The 20,039-nt window shown below is 41.2% G+C and carries 16 protein-coding genes; 8 read left to right on the forward strand and 8 right to left on the reverse strand.

What is annotated here, in order from left to right; all coding sequences use genetic code 11:
• The first annotated feature begins 13 nt into the window (after positions 1–13).
• From E5N72_RS12440 to E5N72_RS12455, 4 genes are read left to right on the forward strand one after another with little or no spacing between them, the layout of a single operon-like run.
• Positions 14–1,378, forward strand: coding sequence for an adenine DNA methylase (locus E5N72_RS12440; protein WP_135925146.1), 1,365 nt, complete (start codon positions 14–16; stop codon positions 1,376–1,378).
• Between the two features lie 8 nt (positions 1,379–1,386).
• On the forward strand, positions 1,387–1,812 hold the full coding sequence (locus E5N72_RS12445) for a YcfL family protein (RefSeq protein WP_135926286.1): 426 nt from the start codon (positions 1,387–1,389) through the stop codon (positions 1,810–1,812).
• A 7-nt stretch (positions 1,813–1,819) separates the two neighbouring features.
• Positions 1,820–2,434 carry a penicillin-binding protein activator LpoB gene (lpoB, locus tag E5N72_RS12450; protein WP_135925149.1) on the forward strand — a complete coding sequence of 205 codons (615 nt, stop codon included), beginning with the start codon at positions 1,820–1,822 and terminating at the stop codon, positions 2,432–2,434.
• Positions 2,435–2,446: 12 nt separating this feature from the next.
• Positions 2,447–2,914 carry a glycine zipper 2TM domain-containing protein gene (locus E5N72_RS12455; protein WP_135925151.1) on the forward strand — a complete coding sequence of 156 codons (468 nt, stop codon included), beginning with the start codon at positions 2,447–2,449 and terminating at the stop codon, positions 2,912–2,914.
• Positions 2,915–2,939: 25 nt separating this feature from the next.
• Here the strand turns inward: E5N72_RS12455 and E5N72_RS12460 are convergent, their stop codons facing one another.
• Both E5N72_RS12460 and E5N72_RS12465 read right to left on the reverse strand, forming a co-directional pair.
• On the reverse strand, positions 2,940–4,157 hold the full coding sequence (locus tag E5N72_RS12460; RefSeq protein WP_135925153.1) for a pyridoxal phosphate-dependent aminotransferase: 1,218 nt from the start codon (positions 4,155–4,157) through the stop codon (positions 2,940–2,942).
• Between the two features lie 93 nt (positions 4,158–4,250).
• Positions 4,251–4,595 (reverse strand): Hpt domain-containing protein, encoded by a 345-nt coding sequence (locus tag E5N72_RS12465; protein ID WP_135925156.1) that lies wholly within the window; start codon positions 4,593–4,595, stop codon positions 4,251–4,253.
• A 127-nt stretch (positions 4,596–4,722) separates the two neighbouring features.
• Here E5N72_RS12465 and E5N72_RS12470 point away from each other — a divergent pair, with 127 nt between their 5' ends.
• Positions 4,723–5,322 (forward strand): tRNA-uridine aminocarboxypropyltransferase, encoded by a 600-nt coding sequence (locus E5N72_RS12470; protein WP_135926287.1) that lies wholly within the window; start codon positions 4,723–4,725, stop codon positions 5,320–5,322.
• A complete protein-coding gene (locus tag E5N72_RS12475; RefSeq protein WP_135925158.1) occupies positions 5,322–6,098 on the forward strand; it encodes a CLCA_X family protein in 777 nt (258 codons plus the stop codon). Before E5N72_RS12470 ends, E5N72_RS12475 begins: the two co-directional genes overlap by 1 nt.
• Here E5N72_RS12475 and E5N72_RS12480 read toward each other — a convergent pair.
• On the reverse strand, positions 6,064–8,559 hold the full coding sequence (locus tag E5N72_RS12480) for an EAL domain-containing protein (protein ID WP_135925160.1): 2,496 nt from the start codon (positions 8,557–8,559) through the stop codon (positions 6,064–6,066). The two genes, E5N72_RS12475 and E5N72_RS12480, sit on opposite strands and share 35 nt — an antisense overlap.
• A gap of 129 nt (positions 8,560–8,688) precedes the next feature.
• Positions 8,689–9,276, reverse strand: coding sequence for a dCTP deaminase (dcd, locus tag E5N72_RS12485; protein WP_135925162.1), 588 nt, complete (start codon positions 9,274–9,276; stop codon positions 8,689–8,691).
• Between the two features lie 276 nt (positions 9,277–9,552).
• On the opposite strand from dcd, the gene E5N72_RS12490 reads away from it, so the two are divergent.
• Complete coding sequence (locus E5N72_RS12490; protein ID WP_135925164.1) at positions 9,553–9,879, forward strand: hypothetical protein; 327 nt, start codon at positions 9,553–9,555, stop codon at positions 9,877–9,879.
• Positions 9,880–9,961: 82 nt separating this feature from the next.
• On the opposite strand, the gene E5N72_RS12495 is transcribed toward E5N72_RS12490, so the two are convergent.
• From E5N72_RS12495 to apbC, 3 genes are all read right to left on the reverse strand, one after another.
• Positions 9,962–12,910 carry a TonB-dependent receptor gene (locus E5N72_RS12495; RefSeq protein ID WP_135925167.1) on the reverse strand — a complete coding sequence of 983 codons (2,949 nt, stop codon included), beginning with the start codon at positions 12,908–12,910 and terminating at the stop codon, positions 9,962–9,964.
• A gap of 76 nt (positions 12,911–12,986) precedes the next feature.
• Positions 12,987–15,629 (reverse strand): glycoside hydrolase family 16 protein, encoded by a 2,643-nt coding sequence (locus E5N72_RS12500; protein WP_135925169.1) that lies wholly within the window; start codon positions 15,627–15,629, stop codon positions 12,987–12,989.
• A gap of 310 nt (positions 15,630–15,939) precedes the next feature.
• Positions 15,940–17,019 (reverse strand): iron-sulfur cluster carrier protein ApbC, encoded by a 1,080-nt coding sequence (gene apbC / locus E5N72_RS12505; protein WP_135925172.1) that lies wholly within the window; start codon positions 17,017–17,019, stop codon positions 15,940–15,942.
• 178 nt (positions 17,020–17,197) lie between these two features.
• Here apbC and metG point away from each other — a divergent pair, with 178 nt between their 5' ends.
• Complete coding sequence (metG, locus tag E5N72_RS12510) at positions 17,198–19,222, forward strand: methionine--tRNA ligase (RefSeq protein WP_135925174.1); 2,025 nt, start codon at positions 17,198–17,200, stop codon at positions 19,220–19,222.
• A gap of 73 nt (positions 19,223–19,295) precedes the next feature.
• Here metG and E5N72_RS12515 read toward each other — a convergent pair whose 3' ends face one another.
• Positions 19,296–20,006, reverse strand: a complete 711-nt coding sequence (locus tag E5N72_RS12515) for a hypothetical protein (RefSeq protein ID WP_240704523.1) — start codon at positions 20,004–20,006, stop codon at positions 19,296–19,298.
• Between the last annotated feature and the right edge of the window lie 33 nt (positions 20,007–20,039).

Genomic DNA, 20,039 nt, shown 5'->3' on the forward strand with positions numbered 1-20,039 from the left:
AAAGGAGTGTTCAGTGCATCGACGTTTATTTATTGGCGCTGTTTTACTGTTATCAGGCTGCAGTACCATAGGTATTACTGATCTATTCCAAGATTATGCGACGCAGCTAAGACCTGTGCGCCAAGCTGTATCTCAAAATAATATAGAAAATGCGCAGCAATTGTTGCCGAGCAATAGCCATGGCCACAGTAACTATTTATTGAATCAGCTTGAAACTGCTCGTCTTGAATTTTTAGCGAAACAGAATTCTCAGGCCAATGAGACCTTTGAAACTGTTTATCAAAATATGGAAAAAAAGCGTCAAGCAGCCAAAGTACAGCTAAGTGCAGGCCTTGAGCAAACAAATTCATTATTAACCAATGACTCAGTGATTGGTTATGAGCCTGCTGCCTATGAAATGACCATGTTACATAGCTACAAAGCACTGAGTTATGTATTTGATAAACAACTTGAATCTGCATTAGTTGAAGTTAGACGTGCTAATAAAGTGCAAGAAGATGCACTAAAAGACAATCAAGCTGTACTTGATGAACAAGCAGAAAAGGCAGCCGAAGGCTACCCAGATATGGCTGAGCTAATTGGCAATGTTAAAAATGGTTTTCAAAATGCCTTTACGTTCTATTTGTCGGGCCTGCTTTATGAGGCGGATAAACAGTTTGATGATGCCTATATCGATTATAAAAAAGCGCTCGAAATAAATAGTGATAATAGCTACCTACAACAAACTGTTTTACGACTTGCTAAAAAACAGGGCTTTGAGCAAGACTTTGAAGAATTTAGTAAACGCTTTGGTGAACTTAAGCAGCATAAGCCAAACACAGGCCAGGTAATTGTAATTGCAGAGCAAGGTTTAATACCAGCAAGACAAGAGTTTCAATTACGCTTGCCTATTTATTCGTCCCGTGGAGATGCGCGTTTTTATAGTATCGCTATGCCTGTATACCGCGGCGCACCTTATGCAAATAACGACAAGAACATTACATTGGATGGCGACAACTTCATCCTTAAACCAATCGTTAGGCTCGAGGCACTAGCAGCGAAAACACTTAAAGATCAAAGTACAGGAAGAATTACCAGACAAGTAATGCGCTTGGTTGCAAAAGAAAAGATGCGTGCTGAACTGGCAAGAAGCGGCGGCGATGTGGGTAATATTTTAGCCAATATATATAACATGGCCTCTGAACAAGCAGATACAAGAAGTTGGCTTACCTTACCAAGTCAATTAAGTATTGCCCAAAATACCATGACAACTGGTGAACATGTTTTATCTGTACCAGGTCGTGGCGAAATAAACTTTTCGGTTAGTAAGCAAGGGTTAACCTTAATTTTCCTAACCTCTATTAATAGCTACTATGACACACATGTCGTTCAACTTTAGGAGCAATGATGAAATATTTAGTGCCACTATTAACCATTTTACTTGTTGCGGCCTGCTCCTCACGCCCGACCACTTCTGGCATTGGTGTTGAGCAAACTGCAAAACAATATAACCAACAATTGATCGTTAATAACCCAGAACTAGGGCAAAAACTTGCAATTACAGATGTAAAAACACGCCAAACAAACGGCTTAACAGATGTGGTTGTGACATTGGCAAGCCAATATAAAAAATCACAGTATTTACAGTACCAATTTACTTGGTATGACGCTGATGGTTTTGTTATACGTGGCAATCACTCTCCTTGGCAACCCATTACCTTATTTGGATTTGCTAAAACACAGTTACCGGGCTTAGCCCCGACAGCAAATGCTGTCACCTTCTCGCTTGCAGTGCGTGAAGTGTCAACAGAAGCACAAGAATTTGAAGATTAAGGAAACCATGATGAAATTACTTTCTGTTAAATCGGCTGCGGCCATTGCGATAACTAGCACTTTGCTGCTTTCTGGTTGTGCCAATAAAGCGGTGGTTAGCTACGGCGATGCTCAGGCTGTTGAAACAACTGATATCAACTTTGGATCAACCGATCTACAAAAAGTAGCAAGCCAAATGACAGACTCGTTACTTGCTTCACCTGTGGTTGGCACAATGACAGCAAATAGTCGCCCAGTCGTGTTTGTAGAGCGTATTAAGAATAAAACCAGTGAACACATTGATACCGAATCAATCACCGATTCAATCTCAACACAATTACTACGCAGTGGTAAGTTTCGCTTTGTTGATATGACACGCGTTGAAGCGGTACGTGAGCAACTTAATTTTCAAAACGATGACCCGCTAGTTAACCCAAGTACAGCGATTGCATTTGGTCAACAAGTTGGGGCTCAGTACATGTTATACGGCAACTTATCGAGTATTGTTAAGTCAAATGCTGATAAGGCTGATGTGTATTACAAATTTACTATGCGTTTAATGGATTTAAAAAGTGGCCTAGTTGAATGGGCTGATGAAACTGAAATCCGTAAAACACGCGAGAAATCAACTTTTGGCTGGTAGTCAGGAGGATGTATGAAATACTTAGTAACAATCCTAGTAAGCTGTTTATTACTCAGCTCGCCTAGTTACGCTGATTATCAGCGTAATAAAGCAGTGCCAGTACAGCAGGTGTTATTTGGATCTGTGCAATCGGTACGAACAATTACTGATCAAGAGCTAGTTAGAGACAAAACTAATGGCTGGGAAACCTTTGGCGGTGCATTACTCGGGGGTGTTATTGGTAATCAGTTTGGCGGCGGCAGTGGTCGTACCGTCGCAACTATTTTAGGTTCAATGATTGGTGGCTCTGTTGCTCACAACCGTCAACAAAACAGTCGCGTTATACAATATCAACTCGTTGAATTAATGATAAAAGTAGAAAACGGTGAACAATACATGGTTGTTCAAGATAAAGACAACCAGATGCTGTTTAATCAAGGCGATAAAGTTCGCCTTGTGTATCTCACCGATAACACGGTGCGTGTTGATAAAGCTTATTAAAAAAGCGAGCCTCGGCTCGCTTTTTTTAGCTTTGTCGATAATCAGCGAAGAATCGCTGCATCTTACTCATCGCTTCTGTTAAATCATCTTTGTTTGGTAAAAACACCAATCTGAAATGATCAGGATCTGGCCAATTAAAAGCACGACCATGCACAAGTAAGATTTTCTCGGCTTTGAGTAAATCTAAAATCATGCGTTCATCGTCTTTAATATTAAAGTGCGCCGTATCTACTTTCGCAAATGCGTAGAGTGCCCCTTTAGGCTTTTTACAGCTAATGCCATCAATAGCATTCAATCCACGCCAAGCTATGTCGCGTTGCACATACAAGCGACCACCAGGGTTAATCAAATTGTCAATTGACTGCACACCACCTAAGGCTTGCTGGATAGCATATTGTGCCGGTACATTGGCACATAAACGCATTGATGCCAGCATATCCAAGCCACGGCTTAAATCGTCCATCATGCTAGTGCGGCCGCTTAACACCATCCACCCCATTCGCAAACCTGCTGCGCGGTATGTTTTAGCTAAACCATTAAAGGTGATAATTGGCACGTCATCGCATAAGGCCCCAATTGAGCTGTGAGTTGCACCATCGTATAAAATCTTCTCGTAAATTTCATCGCTCAATAACAGCAACTTATGTTCGCGAGCAATGGTAATAAGCTCCATAAGCAAGTCATCGCTGTAAACTGCACCTGTTGGGTTATTTGGGTTAATAAGTACCAAAGCTTTTGTTTTCGATGTGATTTTACTTTTTATATCAGCAATATCAGGAAACCAATCCTGCTCTTCATCACATAAGTAATGCACTGGGTTACCGCCCGCCAACTTAACTGATGCAGTCCATAATGGATAATCAGGTGCAGGGATCAAGACCTCATCGTCATTATCGAGTAATGCTTGTGTGGTCATTTGAATTAATTCACTTACCCCATTGCCAATATAAATATTATCGACATCAAGATTGTGTAAGCCACGCTGCTGATAGTGTTGATAGACAGCCACACGGGCTGAGTAGAGGCCTTTAGAGTCACAGTAGCCTTGGGCTGAATATAAATTACGGATGATATCTTTATGCATATCTTCAGGCATATCAAAGCCAAAGGCGGCAGGATTACCGATATTTAACTTTAATACTTTTTGGCCTTCATCTTCCATTTTTCGAGCTTGTGCAAGCACAGGCCCACGGATGTCATAACAGACACCGTCTAGTTTGTGACTCTTTTTTATTTGTGACATGGTTACCTCTACTAATGAGCCTTTAGACTACCCCAGTAAAGGGCCACCATGCTAGTGGATTTTTGAAGTTACAACTGAAATAAATTCAAGTTTTTAACGGCCAGTAAACCAAGCCTGTAATTTTTCAACTGAACCTATAACTTGCTCATCTAAATAGCCAGCTTTTTGCTCAGCCGTTGCGAAATCACTTTCGTTTAAAGCATGTTCAATCGCTTGAGCAACTTCTGACAAACTTTGCGCGCCAAATTGTGCAGCATTTGACTTTAAGCTATGTGCATGGCGTGCTGCAGCTTCTGTATCGGTGCCTATGTTAGCTAACACCTCTGAACCTAGTCGCTGAAACTCACTACAACAAAAGCTCAAGGTATCTGCAAACTGATCACCTAAAAGCGATTCCATTCCTTCAAGTGCACTTTCGTCTATGGTGATTGTCGTCATTTTTATCCCTCAATCAAAAACATAAAACTAGAACCGCAACTTTAGCTGTTCTTAGTCAAAAAGCAAACCTGCTTTGTAGGTTAAGCTCATGTATACTATGGATACTTTTACCGTATTCCGAGTTTATATGGCTAGAGAATTATGCTCCCACTGTGGCTTTTCTACTAAAACTTGCTTATGTGATTCTATAAACATAATCAATAATAGACTAAAAATCATTATATTACGCCACCCAAGTGAGGAAAAAATTACTAAAAACACGGCGCATTTATTGAATTTAGGCTTAGCCAATTGCCAAATTATTGCTGGAGAATCTGAGCAAGACTTTGTTTCGCTGCAAACTTTGCCAAAATCTAGCACTGCTGTTTTATACCCAAGCCATGACGCATGGTGTCTTGATGAGCAAAGCTCAGAAGTGAATATATTTAAACAAACACTAACACATCTGATTGTTATAGATGGCACCTGGAAAAAAGCATTTAAAATGCGCCAACTTACCCCTTGTTTACAACAGTTTAAGACCGTTAGTTTTAAGCAACTACCTCAAAATCAGTATTTAATACGAAAAGCTCCCCGTGAAGATAGCTTGTCAACATTGGAGGCTGTAGCCCATAGTCTTCACTTAATTGAACAGCTTGACGTTACACCATTGTATAAATTACTCGCAGCATTAGTTGACAAGCAAACTAAGCACATGCCAGAAGATGTAAGGGCTCGATATCTTTAATGCGTGTTTCTAAACGATTGAGTGCAGGTTTTAATCGCCAAGGCCCCGACTACCGCTTTGATGATCAAGTTGATTTCAATGACATTCGTGACACGTTTGGGTTTCGTACTATGTTAGTGGGTAGCTGGGTGAACAAACAAGAGCGTCTACTCGCGGCTAATTTAATTTATGATGCCCTAGCCGATCTTGCTCAAATATTGAGCTTACCGCCAACAGCTATTGGTTTGCGGGGTAAGCTTAATTTCGCTTTTGGCCATGGCGGCCAAAAAGGCGTACAAGCACATTATAATGCCCATAGCCAAACGTTAGCACTGGCTAAAAATGCCGGGGGTGGCGCACTTGCACACGAATGGTTTCATGCCTTTGATCATCATATCTGCCAACATTTATTTGCGAATAGAAAAAGCATGCAGTTTTGTTCTGCCTTATGGCTCGAACAGTCACCAGATTTAAGTCACCCACTTAATCAGCGCTTAAATGATTTTTATCATCAGGTTTTTTTAGATAACTCAGGTGCAAACCCAAATGAGTATGTAAAACAATCTATTGCTTTTGATCAGCAAGTAAAACAGCTATATATGAGCATGCCTGAAGAACTCGCAGCTCGCTGTTTTGAAAAGTGCATTGCCATGCACCCTGATATAAAAAATAGCTTTTTAGTAAGTGGTTTATCAACAAGTGGCTTAATCTACCCAAATGAGCAGCATGCGATGCGCTGCTTTGCAGCACTGCTAAATTACTTTAATCAACTAGGTTCGCTGTTGCATCAAAACTAAGTTCAACTTTCTGCACCTCACTAATCCAAGCTAAATAATCATCAGCACAAAGAGGCTTTGAAAAATAATACCCTTGTCCAAACTGGCAGCCAAAACTTTGCAGCATAGTTAGGCTTTGCTGATCTTCAATTCCTTCTGCAACCACCTGTGCGCCTAGTGTGGCAGCAATGTCGCAAGTTGCCCGACAGATACTCTGATCATTTACTGAAAACGGCAGATTTAACACAAATTGTTTATCTATTTTCACTTCATCAAAGCCAAGTTGACTTAAATAAGCAAGTGAAGAATAGCCTGTTCCAAAATCATCAATCGCGAGTTTTAAGCCAATTAAACGATAGTCATCGAGTGTGGCTTTAATCTTTTTACTCTCCTCTAATGTAGCTGACTCAGTCAGCTCCAGCATAACCGACTCGGCACGCACATTTTGTTCATTTAAAATGGTGATTAACAGCACAGGTAAGTCTTTATTTAATAGATCTTTAGCCGAAATATTAATGGAAATAACGTGATCGGGTATCAGTGTGCAAAACTTCGCTTGCCACTGAATTCCATTTTCGACCACCCATTCAGTGAGCTGATTGATCACCCCCGCAGACTCTGCAATTGGAATAAACACATCAGGGCTCACTGCACCAAATACTGGATGATGCCAGCGTAAGAGAGCTTCACAGCCCACTACTTTGCCTGTTTTCAAACAAACCTGTGGTTGAAAGTGTAAGCTTAACTGATTTTCATCTATCGCCATTTTAAGTCCTGCGGCAATCGATAGCCTTTGTTCAGAAAGCCGCGCACTCTCAGAGTCGAACATTCGCCAACGCTCACCTTGTAAACGTTTTTCAGACATTGCTTGTATGGCACATTGTAAAATTTGCTTCGCGGTATTGCCGTGCATCGGATAATAGGCAACACCAATATCAACACTATCGACTAAATTAATATCTTCATGGGTGAGCCCTTCTTCAAATACCCCATGGATCAAACATGCAAACTGCTCTATATGACTGAGTTCTAATTCTCCTATCACTAAGCAACCAAACGTACTGTCATCAACATGAGCAAGCCATGCGCTTCTACTGGCTTGAATTTCAAGCTTTAATGCATTCATGGTCTGTAGCTGAGTATTTAAGATACTTAATCTTTCATTGATACAAATATTTGCTTGCTCAAAACCAAACGTAGAACGCGCATTTGAAAGAACATGTGGTTTAAATAATAAGACGGAAAAGTGCTGTTTCTGCGATACTTTTTTCATCATTTGTGCGAGCAAAAATTGCTTATTAGGCAGTTTAGTCTCCGCATCATGCAGCATCGAATAATTAAATGCCGCTATTTGCTGACGGTCTTTAAGTAACAGCACGGAACATATCGCCAGTGATGTGATAAGCAAAATGGTGTTATGAACACCATGGTAACCAATACCAAAGCCATTCCAAATGAATAAACTAAGCACCTGAGTCACAATCGTCATTAACATAAATACACGTAGGTGGGTGCGGCTATTTTTTCGCTGCATTACACTAAAAAATACAGCAGCTGCAAAACTTAAAAACCCAATACATGAAACTATAAATAACCATTGATGATTAAACTGAGGCAATAGTGATGACAACACGGCCGCGCTGACTAAACAGGCCATCATTACTTGCCATGCCTTTTTAAAGCGGGGTTTATAGGTATGGATTGCCAGAAAGTGATATAAGAAATAGCTCGCAAAATATAATGCAAACTCATTAACAGGCCATTTTGCTTCCCAATCTATGCCATTAACGAAATAGCTTATTAGCCCGTTATCAATCAAAAATCCGATACTAACCAGTACGAAGTAAGCATTCAGCAGCAGGTATTTTGGTTGCTGCGATACCACAAAATAAATAGCGCACACAAACATGCATATAATCAGCACACCTAAAATAGCGCCATAGCTTAAAATGATTTGATGTAAGTTTATTTCAAAGGTTTTTGCAGCAACTACCCCAACTTCTATAGTCAGCGCCCTATCGTGCTCAAAGTTAACCAGTGCCCAGCGATGACCTTGACTATGCTCTATTAACCAATGTGGTCGCACATTCGATAAGCTTTCAAGTGAGGCGAGCCGCTGATTATTGGTAGCCTGAGAATTTTCATCTAACAGATAAAACTTTGCCCAGGTTAAATTTGGCTCACCTAGATAAACAACGTAATTTTTTTTGTCGGGTAGTTGCAATAAATCGATTATTAACCAGTGGGATGTTTGCGGGGCAAGGCGGATTGAACTGCTTTCGAGAGCATTTAGCTGTTCTGCATTTTGAAGTGACTGTTCCAGCGATTGACTTAATTTGGCAAGAGGCTCAGCAGAGTCAAGCAGCCAAATCGATGGACTCTCATTGGCAGCAAAGGTACTAAAGCTGTGTAAAAATACACAACACATTGTTATGAGCAGCGTTCTAACAACCCGATGGATGTGCTTGCCAATAAAATGCATTTTAGCTCCGTGCTTTAAACACCAGCTAAAAGTATGGGGGGAATACGCTTAAATTGCCAATTATGCAGACTTTAATTAGGTAAAAAGTTTAGGCGTATGGGCGTGTGGCACTAAAAGCCACACAATACTTTACTTATTATCATCACTTATTCGACTTGCAACAGCCGAGTTTTGATCCTTATATTTTGCATCTTTACGTATGTTGTAAGGATTCTCAGCAGGACTTGTCATGGTTTCAAAACTCATAGCGCCAATCTTCATCATTGGGCGTAGCGCTAACGGCAATTTACCTGAGTTATAAAACTCCAAAACAATATTTCCTGACCAACCGGGATCAATACGATGTGCAGTTACATGTACCATCAAGCCAAGTCGTGCTAATGATGAACGACCATCTAACCAACCTACAATATCAGCAGGTAAAGTTACTTTTTCATAGGTAATTGCCAAAGCTAATTCACCTGGATGAAGGAAAAAAGCTTCTTCTTCAGCAAGCACAATTTCATCACTCATAATGGATTCCATCGCCTTGTTTAGCTGATCTTTTGGACCACTTAAGTCAACATAAGCTGCGGTATGATCTTGGAAAACTCGAAATTTATTGCCCAAACGCAAGTCCACCGTCACACCTGAAATCATTTCTTTACTCGGTGTAGGCTCAATAACTATACGGCCTTGGTCAATATACTGCTGAATATGGGTATCTGATAATCTCATTTATTATTCTACCTAAAACAACTTAAACATATGATTTTAAGCTGAAAAAACACGCTAAGCTTAAACTTAAAAACACAAAGAGTTTATTGTGTAGCAGTTAAGCAAAATGGAATGGACATAGTGTGACATATATTACACAAATCAGCAGCGTGTTGCGCTAATAAATCTCGATTAAATAAGTCTTCTCAGGTAACAACATCAGCTGTTTCTGATTTATCTGAAGTCATGAGTTTTGTTCTAATTGCCGAATTATAGGGAGAGTGAGGATAAGTTGTTATGGATTACGTTATTTTATCCGTAATAACATTGCCAGCATGTGTTGTTGCTATTTTAATCGCCAAACACTACGCTAAAAAACAAGAAATTTGGCACGGCTTTCTCGTCTTCATTGGCTCATTGTTACTAACAAGCTGGTCGGTGGTTGGCCTAGTCGCAAACGAAACTTTCTTTTTCCCGCTACCTTCATTACTCACCATGGTCTTTTATCTTTATTGTTATGGTGAAACCGACATTGTGTTTATGCCCAATTTATTAATTAACCCCGGCATTGCTATTTTCTGCTATTTTTCAGCTTACTTTTTCAGTCGCAATAAACTTTTTTAAGCACTGTGTATCCTTTTTATATTTACTAAAATAAAAAGCCGCTCATTGAGCGGCTTTGGTTCTCATTAGGGTTCATATGAGATTAAAAGCTATAACGTGCACCGATTGTGTAACGAGGTCCGTATTGACGAGCAAATAAGAACTGCTCTTCATAACGGCCATAACCACGTTCAGTTTCGTTGTTAAGGTTTATACCTTCAAAGAAAACTGTCATGTTTTCATTAATGTCGTAGTTAACGCTTAAGTCCCATTGACCAAACGTATCGCCAAATTGTGGCGGTGCATCAGATGAGCCTTGCGCTTGACCAACACCAATCAAGTACGAATCACGCCAAGCGTAAGTAACTTTAACTGACAAGCCGTCTTTATCGTAGAATGCTTGGAAGTTAGCAGAATCACTCAAACCTGATAAAGGCGCTTGCTGTGTTAAACTATTAACATCAAATTCAACATCACCATCTACAAATGTAGCGTTAACACCTAAACCGAAACCACTTTCACCAAACAAGTGCTGTACAGCAACTTCAAAGCCATCTACCGATTTGCTATCAGTATTTTGTGGCTGAGAAATATTCCATACCATTAGTGGGTCTGCACTAGTTGGTTCAATAGCACCATCCGCATTACCATAACCAAGTGCCAGCATTTCATTGAAGATTGCATCACTCGTTGCTTGCTCACCGCGTGCTTCAACTGAAGCTACGGCTTCTTGATAACGTGGACCATTTAGAATGTCATGTAGACCTTCTATCGTTGTTTCAGTAATTTGCGTTTGAATAAAGTTATCAACGTCTTTTTTGAAGTAACCAACTGATGCATAGCTGCCTTCGCCATAGTAATACTCAAGCGATAAGTCTAAGTTAGTTGATTCGAAAGGCAATAAGTTAGTATTACCTTGACCACCTGTACGCGAACCTGGTTTTGGACTACCAGTTAAGCTTCGACCACCAGCAAGGTTACCAAGCGGTGCACGTGCCATGGTTTTACCCCACGAAACACGTCCAACAAGTTCATCTGTGATCTCAACTTTTACGTCGATATTCGGTAACCAGATATCATAATTACCTTCTTCTTGGTAAAAGTTATCTGTACCACCAGTTTCGTATTGCATGATCCATTCAGATGCACTCACCCAGTTAACTTGGCTTTCAACACGTTGACGAACCGTACTGGTTACATCAGTCTCTTCGTAACGTAAGCCTGCATTAATTTGAACAAAGTAGTCAGATAACTCAAACTCCCAAAGTGTATTGACGTAGAAGCTTTGCGTTTTTTCTTCTACATAGCTTTCACTGTCGATACCATCAAAAAATGGGTCAATTGAGTATTGGTTATCGCCCAATAAATCTTCGTTTAAAAAAGCAAGCTGACGAGCCAAAGCTTCTTCAAAGCTATAGGTGTAATAGTAATTTGGTTCAAGGGCACTACCACCACCAGCGAACTGATCTAGCATGTCACCAGTATCATTATAAGTGAACATACCGTCTGGGAAGATCTCTGTAAATGATGGGTTAAAGCCAGGACCACCACGTAAGCCACTCCACGCAGTAAAACCACCCATAGTTTGCTTGGTATTGGCAGCACCAAATTTGACTTTAACAAGTGGAATTTCAAAGCTGTCATTTAACCATGTAGCATGAAGCTGCGCTTGCTCTACATTAGACTCACCCGGCGAATAAATAAACTGGCTAAAGTTCGAATCAATTTCACTTGGATCAAGTACAGTAGTGCCGTTTTTCCAATTTACATACGCATGCGGAATTTCACCTGTGCGATAATCATACACCTTGCTACGGAGTTGGTCAGAACCAAGAATGATCTGGCCGTCAGAACCTAAACCGTCATCTGCACCATTGTCTGTTTCATTCTTCGAATCGTGATAATCGAACTCAACTTCCCACGCATCGTTGATTTGCCACTCTAAATTTAAACCAATTGAGCGTGCTTTTACTTCTGTAGTGCCACGACTTGCAGTAAATGAACCATCGTTACCACTAATATCGGCATAAAGTGCAGTACCATTTTCATCTAGCTCATAGCTATTAATGTTGCTGCCAAACTCATTCCAAATACCCCAACCTGTTGTTTCAACGCCTGTAATTGCACGGCTTGCCGTGTAATCAACCGTTGCAGTGAAGTTTTCAACTGGTGCATATTGTAAAGTCACTTGGCCATTAGTTCGCTCACGTTCAACATCAGCAATGCTGTAGTTCATATCTTTTGGAAAGAAATGGTTACCAACACGGTTGCCTTCACTATCTACTGGACGTGGGTCAATGTAGTCACCTTCATCTAATGATGGTAAATCTACATTCGCTTGCCAGCCTTGAATGTTTGCGCTTTGTTGTTGGAAATCACGCTCTTGATGTGAGAATGAAACGGCAAAGCCAACTGAATTATCAACATATGTATTACTGTACATCGCTGAGAATTCAGGAGTTACATCATCCCCTTTTTCATTTGACGAGTCGTGAATAGCCTTAATAGACGAACTAAATTTTTCACCTGGGCTATTTAAAGGGCGAGTCGTTATAATGTTTACTGTTGCCCCAAGACCACCACTTGGTACATCTGCTTGACCTGATTTTGCAACTTCAAGTGCACTTACACCGTCAGCGGCGATATTTTCAAGGGCGTAAGAACGTGTATAACCAGTACCCGGCATTTGACGGCCGTTAAGCATTACCAGGTTAAACTCAGGGCCAAAACCACGCACTGTGATTTCGCTGCCTTCGCCGTTTGAACGACTAACAGATACACCGGTAATACGTTGCAGTGACTCGGCTAAGTTAGTATCTGGGAATTTACCCATTTCTTCTGCCGAAATCGCATCAACTACACCTGTAGCATCGCGTTTCATATCCATGGCGCGGATCAAACTGCCACGAATACCTTTTACTTCAATAATTTCTATTTCTTTGTCAGCTTGCTCATCTTGCGCGTAAGCCATCGGCATAGTGCCAAACCCTGCGGTTAAGATCATCGCCACTGAAGCTGCAAGAGGCGTTTTAATAAATTTTGTGCTTTTCATGATTTACCTGCTTTTGCAATTTGTTGCCATGGTATGTAGGTGCCAGTTTGGCACCCACCATTGTTGCCAGTGTTAATTAAGGATTCGCAATGACTGCATTATCGATACGGTAAACCGCACCTTCACCCATGCCCCATGAAGGGAACACCATAACAACGTCGATTGCACTAATATCAAGGCCTGCACTTAGTAAATCGGCAAGTGTATATGTGTATGTTTGCCATTCACCAACCACTGGCTCGACACCTTCTTGGCTTGCACTTAGTGGAAGCTCCACAGCTTGCCCTGCATCGTTTGATTCGATTTTAAATAACCACTGCGCATCTTGGTTACTTGCGTTTGAAACGATTTTCATTTCAAAACGAACTACACCTTGAGATAACATGTGTGATGCATCAAAACTCACGCCATCTGCTGCTAAGAAACCCATTACAGTTGGTTGAGCACCAATTTGAAACTCAGCAACTGAGCCGTGTGCTTCGTCGTCTGTTTCTACAGTTGGTGTACTACCAGCACAACAATCCCAAATGCTCCATTGGTCTGCTACGCTATCTGCAAATAAAGTGAGATCTGATTGCGGCTGCGGTGCATAAATACGTGCATTATCTATGCGGTACACAGCACCCTCACCTTGACCCCAAGCAGGGAAAATCATGATGACATCAATAGCACTCACATCTAAACCAGCTTGTAGTAGTGTGCTTACAGGGAATGTGTAGGTTTGCCACTCACCCGCAACCGGATCAACACCTTCAGTACTCGTATTAAGGTTAACTTCAACCGCTGTTGCCCCTTCATTTGACTCTACCTTTAACATCCATGGTGCATCAGGAGTTGATGGTAGCGATGTTATTTTCATCTCAAATTGCAACATACCGTCATCAACAAGCGAAGTCGCATCAAATTGAGTACCACTACCACCTGATGAGGTGCGGTTAATAAAGCCCATTACTGTTGGCGTTGCACCAATAGAAAACTCAGCAGTTACACCATGCTCTTCGTCATCAACTACTTCAATAGGTGTTGAGCCCGCACAGCAATCCCACAGAGGCCAGTCTAGGTTAGCCTCATCAGTGAACAGTGTTAGTGAAGGTAATGTTGTTGAACCACCGTTAGTAATTTCAACATTATCAACACGGTATACTGCGCCTTCACCTTGACCCCATGCAGGGAAAATCATTACAACATCAATCAAAGATACATTTAAGCCTGCGTCAGCTAATGTTTGTAATGGGAAGGTATATGTTTGCCACTCACCAGCTACAGGACTAACACCTTCAGTGCTAGCACTTAGGTTTAGCTCAACGGCTGTTGCGCCTTCATCACTTTCAATTTTGAAAAGCCAAGGTGCATCAGGAGTAGAAGGTAATGAAGTCACTTGCATATCAAAACGCACATAACCGTCTTCTAGCATAGCGCTTGCGTCATAAGGAGTGGCTTGGCCGTTTTCATCGGTAATAAATGCATCACGGCTAATGAAACCATTTACCGTTGGTGATGCCCCCACAACAAATTCAACAACATCACCGCGCTCAGCATCTTCAACAAGTGCAGGAGTTGAACCACCACAACAATCCCATGCAGGCCAGTTAGGATTAAAGCTGCTATCAAAAATAGTAAGCGGCGTTACTGTACCATCACTAGGTGGTGTAGGTGCAGGAGCTTTACCTTGTACTAATGCATCTTCTAAATTATCGTAACCAGGACGAACTGTTTCACAGCCTTTGCCTGTATCAGGGTCTTGTGCACATTCGTAAACACGAACATAGTCAACTTCAAAAGTTTGACCATTTTCAAATGCACTTGCGTCAATGCCCGTTGCATTAACGTTTTCTGGCCAGTCACCGCCTACAGCAAAGTTTAAGATTAAATAAAACTCTTGATCATAAGGAGATGCATCCCAGAAAGTTGTTAACTCACCGGTTGTTTGATCAAAGTACTCTGTGTACCAACCTTTGTGTTTAAGTGCCAGAGCTTCGCCTTTAGCATTGTAAAGTAACTCTGATTTGCGCTGTGTTGCATATAGATAGTCGTCTACATACCAACGAATTTCACCTTCTTGCCATTCAATTGCATAGGTATGAAAATCATCCGCTGGGTTAGTGCCTTGATCAAACGTATAAGCCTTACCGCTTTGATCATTATTCGGCCACTCTTTACCATAGTGAAGCGTACCGTAGATATTTGACTCAACACCGTCATCTGTTGGGACTTTCAAGTTAACCGACTCAACGATATCAATTTCACCAGAGCGTGGCCAACCACCATACACTTCATCTGTTGGCATCATCCAAAATGCAGGCCATGAGCCTTGACCACTTGGAAGTTTGGCACGGACTTCGAAGCGTCCATATTTAAAATCAGCTTTGTAACGTGTGTTAATGCGCGCAGAGGTATAAGGTTTTGCAGCACCCTCTTCTGCAGGTAATGCAACGATGTTTAGAATACCATCAGCTACGAATGCATTTTCTTCACTGTCGGTATAACATTGCTTTTCATTGTTACCACCGCCAGCGCAATCTATTTCAAAATTCCATTTGCCCTCATCAATGGAATCGCCATCAAAGTTGTCTTCCCATACCATAACCCAATCTGAAACGGGCTCACTTGGGTCAATGGTATCGATTTTTGTGTCTGTGGCAGAGCCACCGCAGCCTGCTAACGTCGCCACAGATAGTGCCATAGCGAGTTGCGTTAAGTGTGTTTTTATTTTGTTCATTGCATTGAACCCTAACATTCTGTGTTTGTTAGTTTACAGCTGATATTAATAGTAAATATTAGTTTCAGCCAATTTGTAAGCGCTTACAATTGAGGTCAAATAAAAAAGAACAAAAATGTAAGCGCTTACATAGAGTATGACAAGGTTACTAAAACGTCAATAAATTATTAACAAATAAACCGAGTTTATTCCTAAATTTATCAATCATGCTTCAGTAATGCGTAAATAAAGGAGGATGCCAAATAAAATGAGATTATTTAATTACAAACTAATACAAAATACACACTAATTAATGACTAAATTTCAATAATTAGTCTTCTGTAATAACAATATCTACTTTGCTGGTCTGGGCTTGTTGATAATATAAACTACTAGCAAGGACCCGAGCTGCCGTTTTATAAGTACAACTTATTTCAGCCGCACTATCCTGCGCTATCAGATCACCTTGCTCTGAGCTCTCACGAATTTCAATTGCCAATGGGATATTAGCCAGCACAGGCACACCATGGCGATGAGCCAATGTTACAGCGCCATCTTTGCCAAAAACATGGTTTGGTTGCCCACAATGACCACATAAGAAGTAACTCATGTTTTCAATTAAGCCAAGCACGGGGACGTTCACTTTATTGAACATAGCAATGCCCTTTTGCGCATCGGCTAAGGCTAAATCTTGAGGAGTGGTAATGATAACCGCACCACTAGCAGGTACTTTTTGGCTCATGGTCAATTGAATGTCACCCGTGCCTGGTGGCATATCAACGATTAGATAATCAAGCTCTCCCCAAGCAGTTTCGTTCATTAATTGATTAAGTGCACCTGATGCCATAGGACCACGCCAAACGGTTGCATCATCACTTGGTACTAAAAAGCCGATCGACTGCGCTTTGAGGTTATGTGCCTCAAAAGGAAGTAAGTTTTTATTATCCTCTGTTTTAGGCTCAGCTCCTTGTAGACCCAATAGTAGAGGAATAGACGGACCATAAATATCGGCATCTAAAATACCAACCTGTGCCCCCTCTTGTTGTAAAGCCGAAGCAAGATTCACTGCCGTCGTTGATTTTCCTACTCCACCTTTGCCTGACGCAACGAGTACAATATGTTTTATTTGCTTAAAACTATATACGTTCGGTAACTTGACCTGAGCTGTGATTGACACAGGCACAGATAGTTTATCACTGACAAACTTTTCAATTTCGTTGATTTCGCCACAGCCAGCAAAAGGTAGGCTTAATTTGACTTGCCAGCTTTTATCGCTGTTTTGATTAAGCTCTTCGAGCCAGTCTTGCTCAATACCAATAGCAAATGCGCTACTACGATAGGCGGCTAAGGCAGCAATGATAGGCGCTTTTTCAGCCGATTTACTTGAGAATAGTTTTGACAGTCCAAACATAGCAATAAATTAGCGTTTCTTTGATGAAAAGTGCTGCGGAATTATGTAACATTCAAAGCATTAAAACCAGACAATTAGATAATATCATTGCTTTAGCTTGTATATAAACAACTGGCAATGGATTAAATAATGATATTCGTGCATGTTTGCATCGAACTAATCTCAATTCGGAATGATTATGGCACAGCGAAAGATCCTGATTACTAGCGCATTACCTTATGCCAATGGCCCGACCCACTTAGGTCATTTACTAGAATACATCCAAACTGATATTTGGGCGCGTTTCCAAAAACAACAAGGTCATGAAACCTACTACGTTTGCGCGGATGATGCTCACGGCACACCAATTATGCTTAATGCGCAAAAGCAAGGGATCACGCCAGAAGAGATGGTTAAAAACGTCAGTGTTGAACGTCAACGTGACTTTGCTGATTTCAACATTGAGTTTGATAACTATCACAGCACGCACAGTGAAGAAAACCGTCACTTTAGCGAGTTAATCTACAACCGTTTAAATGAAGCGGGTCACATTAAAAAGCATACTATTTCTCAACTTTTCGACCCAGAGAAAGGTATCTTCTTACCAGATCGCTTTGTAACAGGCACTTGCCCAACGTGTAAGTCTGAAGATCAAAACGGCGACAGCTGTGATTCTTGTGGTGCTACATACAGCCCAACTGAACTTATCAACCCACGCTCTGTAATGTCGGGCGCTGAACCAATCTTAAAAGATTCGGAGCATTACTTCTTCGACCTTCCTGCTTTTGAAGACATGCTTAAAGAGTGGTTACACTCAGGTACGATTCAACAAGAAATGGCGAACAAGCTTGATGAATGGTTTGCTGATGGCTTACAGCAGTGGGATATCAGCCGTGATGCACCTTACTTCGGTTTTGAAATCCCTGGCGCACCGGGTAAATATTTCTATGTGTGGCTCGATGCGCCAATCGGCTACATGGCGAGCTTTAAAAACCTGTGCGACAAAAAAGGGATTGATTTTGATGCATTCTGGCGCGAAGACTCAGATGCAGAGCTTTACCACTTCATTGGTAAAGACATTATCTATTTCCACAGCCTATTCTGGCCGGCAATGTTAGATGGTGCAAAATTCAGAAAACCTACTAACGTTTTTGCCCATGGTTTTGTGACTGTAAATGGCGCGAAGATGTCTAAATCAAAAGGCACCTTTGTAAAAGCACGTACTTATCTTGATAACTTAGATCCTGAGTATCTTCGTTATTACTACGCAGCAAAACTAAACAACGGCATCACAGACCTTGATTTAAACCTTGAAGACTTTGCACTGCGTGTAAACTCAGACTTAGTAGGTAAAGTTGTTAATATCGCAAGCCGCTGTGCAAGTTTCATCACTAAGAAATTTGACGGCAAGCTTAGCGACACCGTAATGGACGAAGCGCTATTGGGTGAGTTCCAAGCAGCTTCTGCAAGCATCGCAAATCACTATGAAAACCGTGATTACAGCCGTGCAATTCGTGAAATCATGGCCCTTGCTGATAAAGCAAACCAATTCATTGATGCTAAAGCGCCGTGGGTGTTAATTAAAGACGAAACAAAACAACAAGAAGCACACGATGTTTGCTCACTTGGTTTGAATATGTTCCGTGTACTTATCACTTACTTAAAACCTGTTCTGCCAGGTATGGCAGCAAACGTTGAAGCCTTCTTAAACGACGGTTTAACATGGCAAGGCGCGCAAACAGCGCTTGTTGGTCACGCAATCAATAAATTCAAACCGTTAATGCAACGTGTTGAAATGGATAAAGTAAACAAAATGATTGAAGAATCAAAAGAAAGCCTAGTTGCTGAAAAAGACAAGATTGATCCAAACAGCCCACTAGCTAAAGAGCCAATCAGCCCTGAAATCGAATTTGACGACTTTGCTAAAGTTGATTTACGTGTAGCGAAAATTGCTAAAGCAGAACATGTTGAAGGCGCAGATAAGTTATTAAAACTAACTTTAGATTTAGGTGGCGAAACGCGCCAAGTATTTGCAGGTATTAAATCTGCGTATGCACCAGAAGACATCGAAGGCAAGCTAACGGTTATGGTAGCGAACCTTAAGCCTCGTAAGATGCGTTTTGGTATGTCTGAAGGCATGGTATTAGCAGCAGGCCCTGGCGGTAAAGAAATTTATATTCTTAACCCAGATGAAGGCTCAGAGCCTGGTATGCGTGTAATGTAATTACACAATTACTAGCTTATATAAAAGAGCCGTTGTGTTTAATCCACAACGGCTCTTTGTATTTAATCCACGCTTAAATGCTTGGGCATGCGGGGTGCTCAGTCAGTACTTGAGTAATTATTTGTCCAAATTGCTGGTGTTGTTGTTCGGTGATAGCAAAAGCAGCATTGTAAGCAAGGGTATCTGCAAGCTCACCAGTTATAACTTCATAAAAAGTCATCGCGGTAAGTAAGTGCCCTGCATCTGAAGCATGATTACCATCTGCGCTGTAAAAATTAAGCTCAGGTAATGCGGCAATTGCTTTGTCCCAAACTAAGCCGATAGGTGCTACACAGCTTTTTTCTTTTTTGCTAATCGACAGATGCAATTGATAAACAAGCTCGCCTTCTTTGCTATCGCCACGCTGTGGATGTTCTGGAAACAAAATAGGTGTGATATCCAGCTCTTTTGCACTTGCAATCAAACGCTCCGCCTCACTCGTAGAATAATTCACAGAGCCAGACTGAGAATACTTTTGACCTTGAAAAATAGCATGGCTCCAATTGTCTTGCTGTAGCTTTTCAACATTGCCAGATGCGTTAACTATCTCATCTAAAAAGCGGCCACTGACGGTAAGGGTTGAAACTTGAGCGTTGGTTAACTCACTGGAAATGAGCAGTTCAAGCAAGTCTCCTAGTTTAGCGCTATGGCTATTGCCATAAATAATAATTTGATAGTCAGCACTACCACTATTATCGACAAGCCCAACACTTGTATCGGGTGTTGAGCTGTTAGTTTCATCCACTTTTATTGATTCATTTTTTGCGCTTGAACCACA

Source organism: Pseudoalteromonas sp. MEBiC 03607 (assembly GCF_004792295.1).
GTDB lineage: Bacteria > Pseudomonadota > Gammaproteobacteria > Enterobacterales > Alteromonadaceae > Pseudoalteromonas > Pseudoalteromonas lipolytica_C.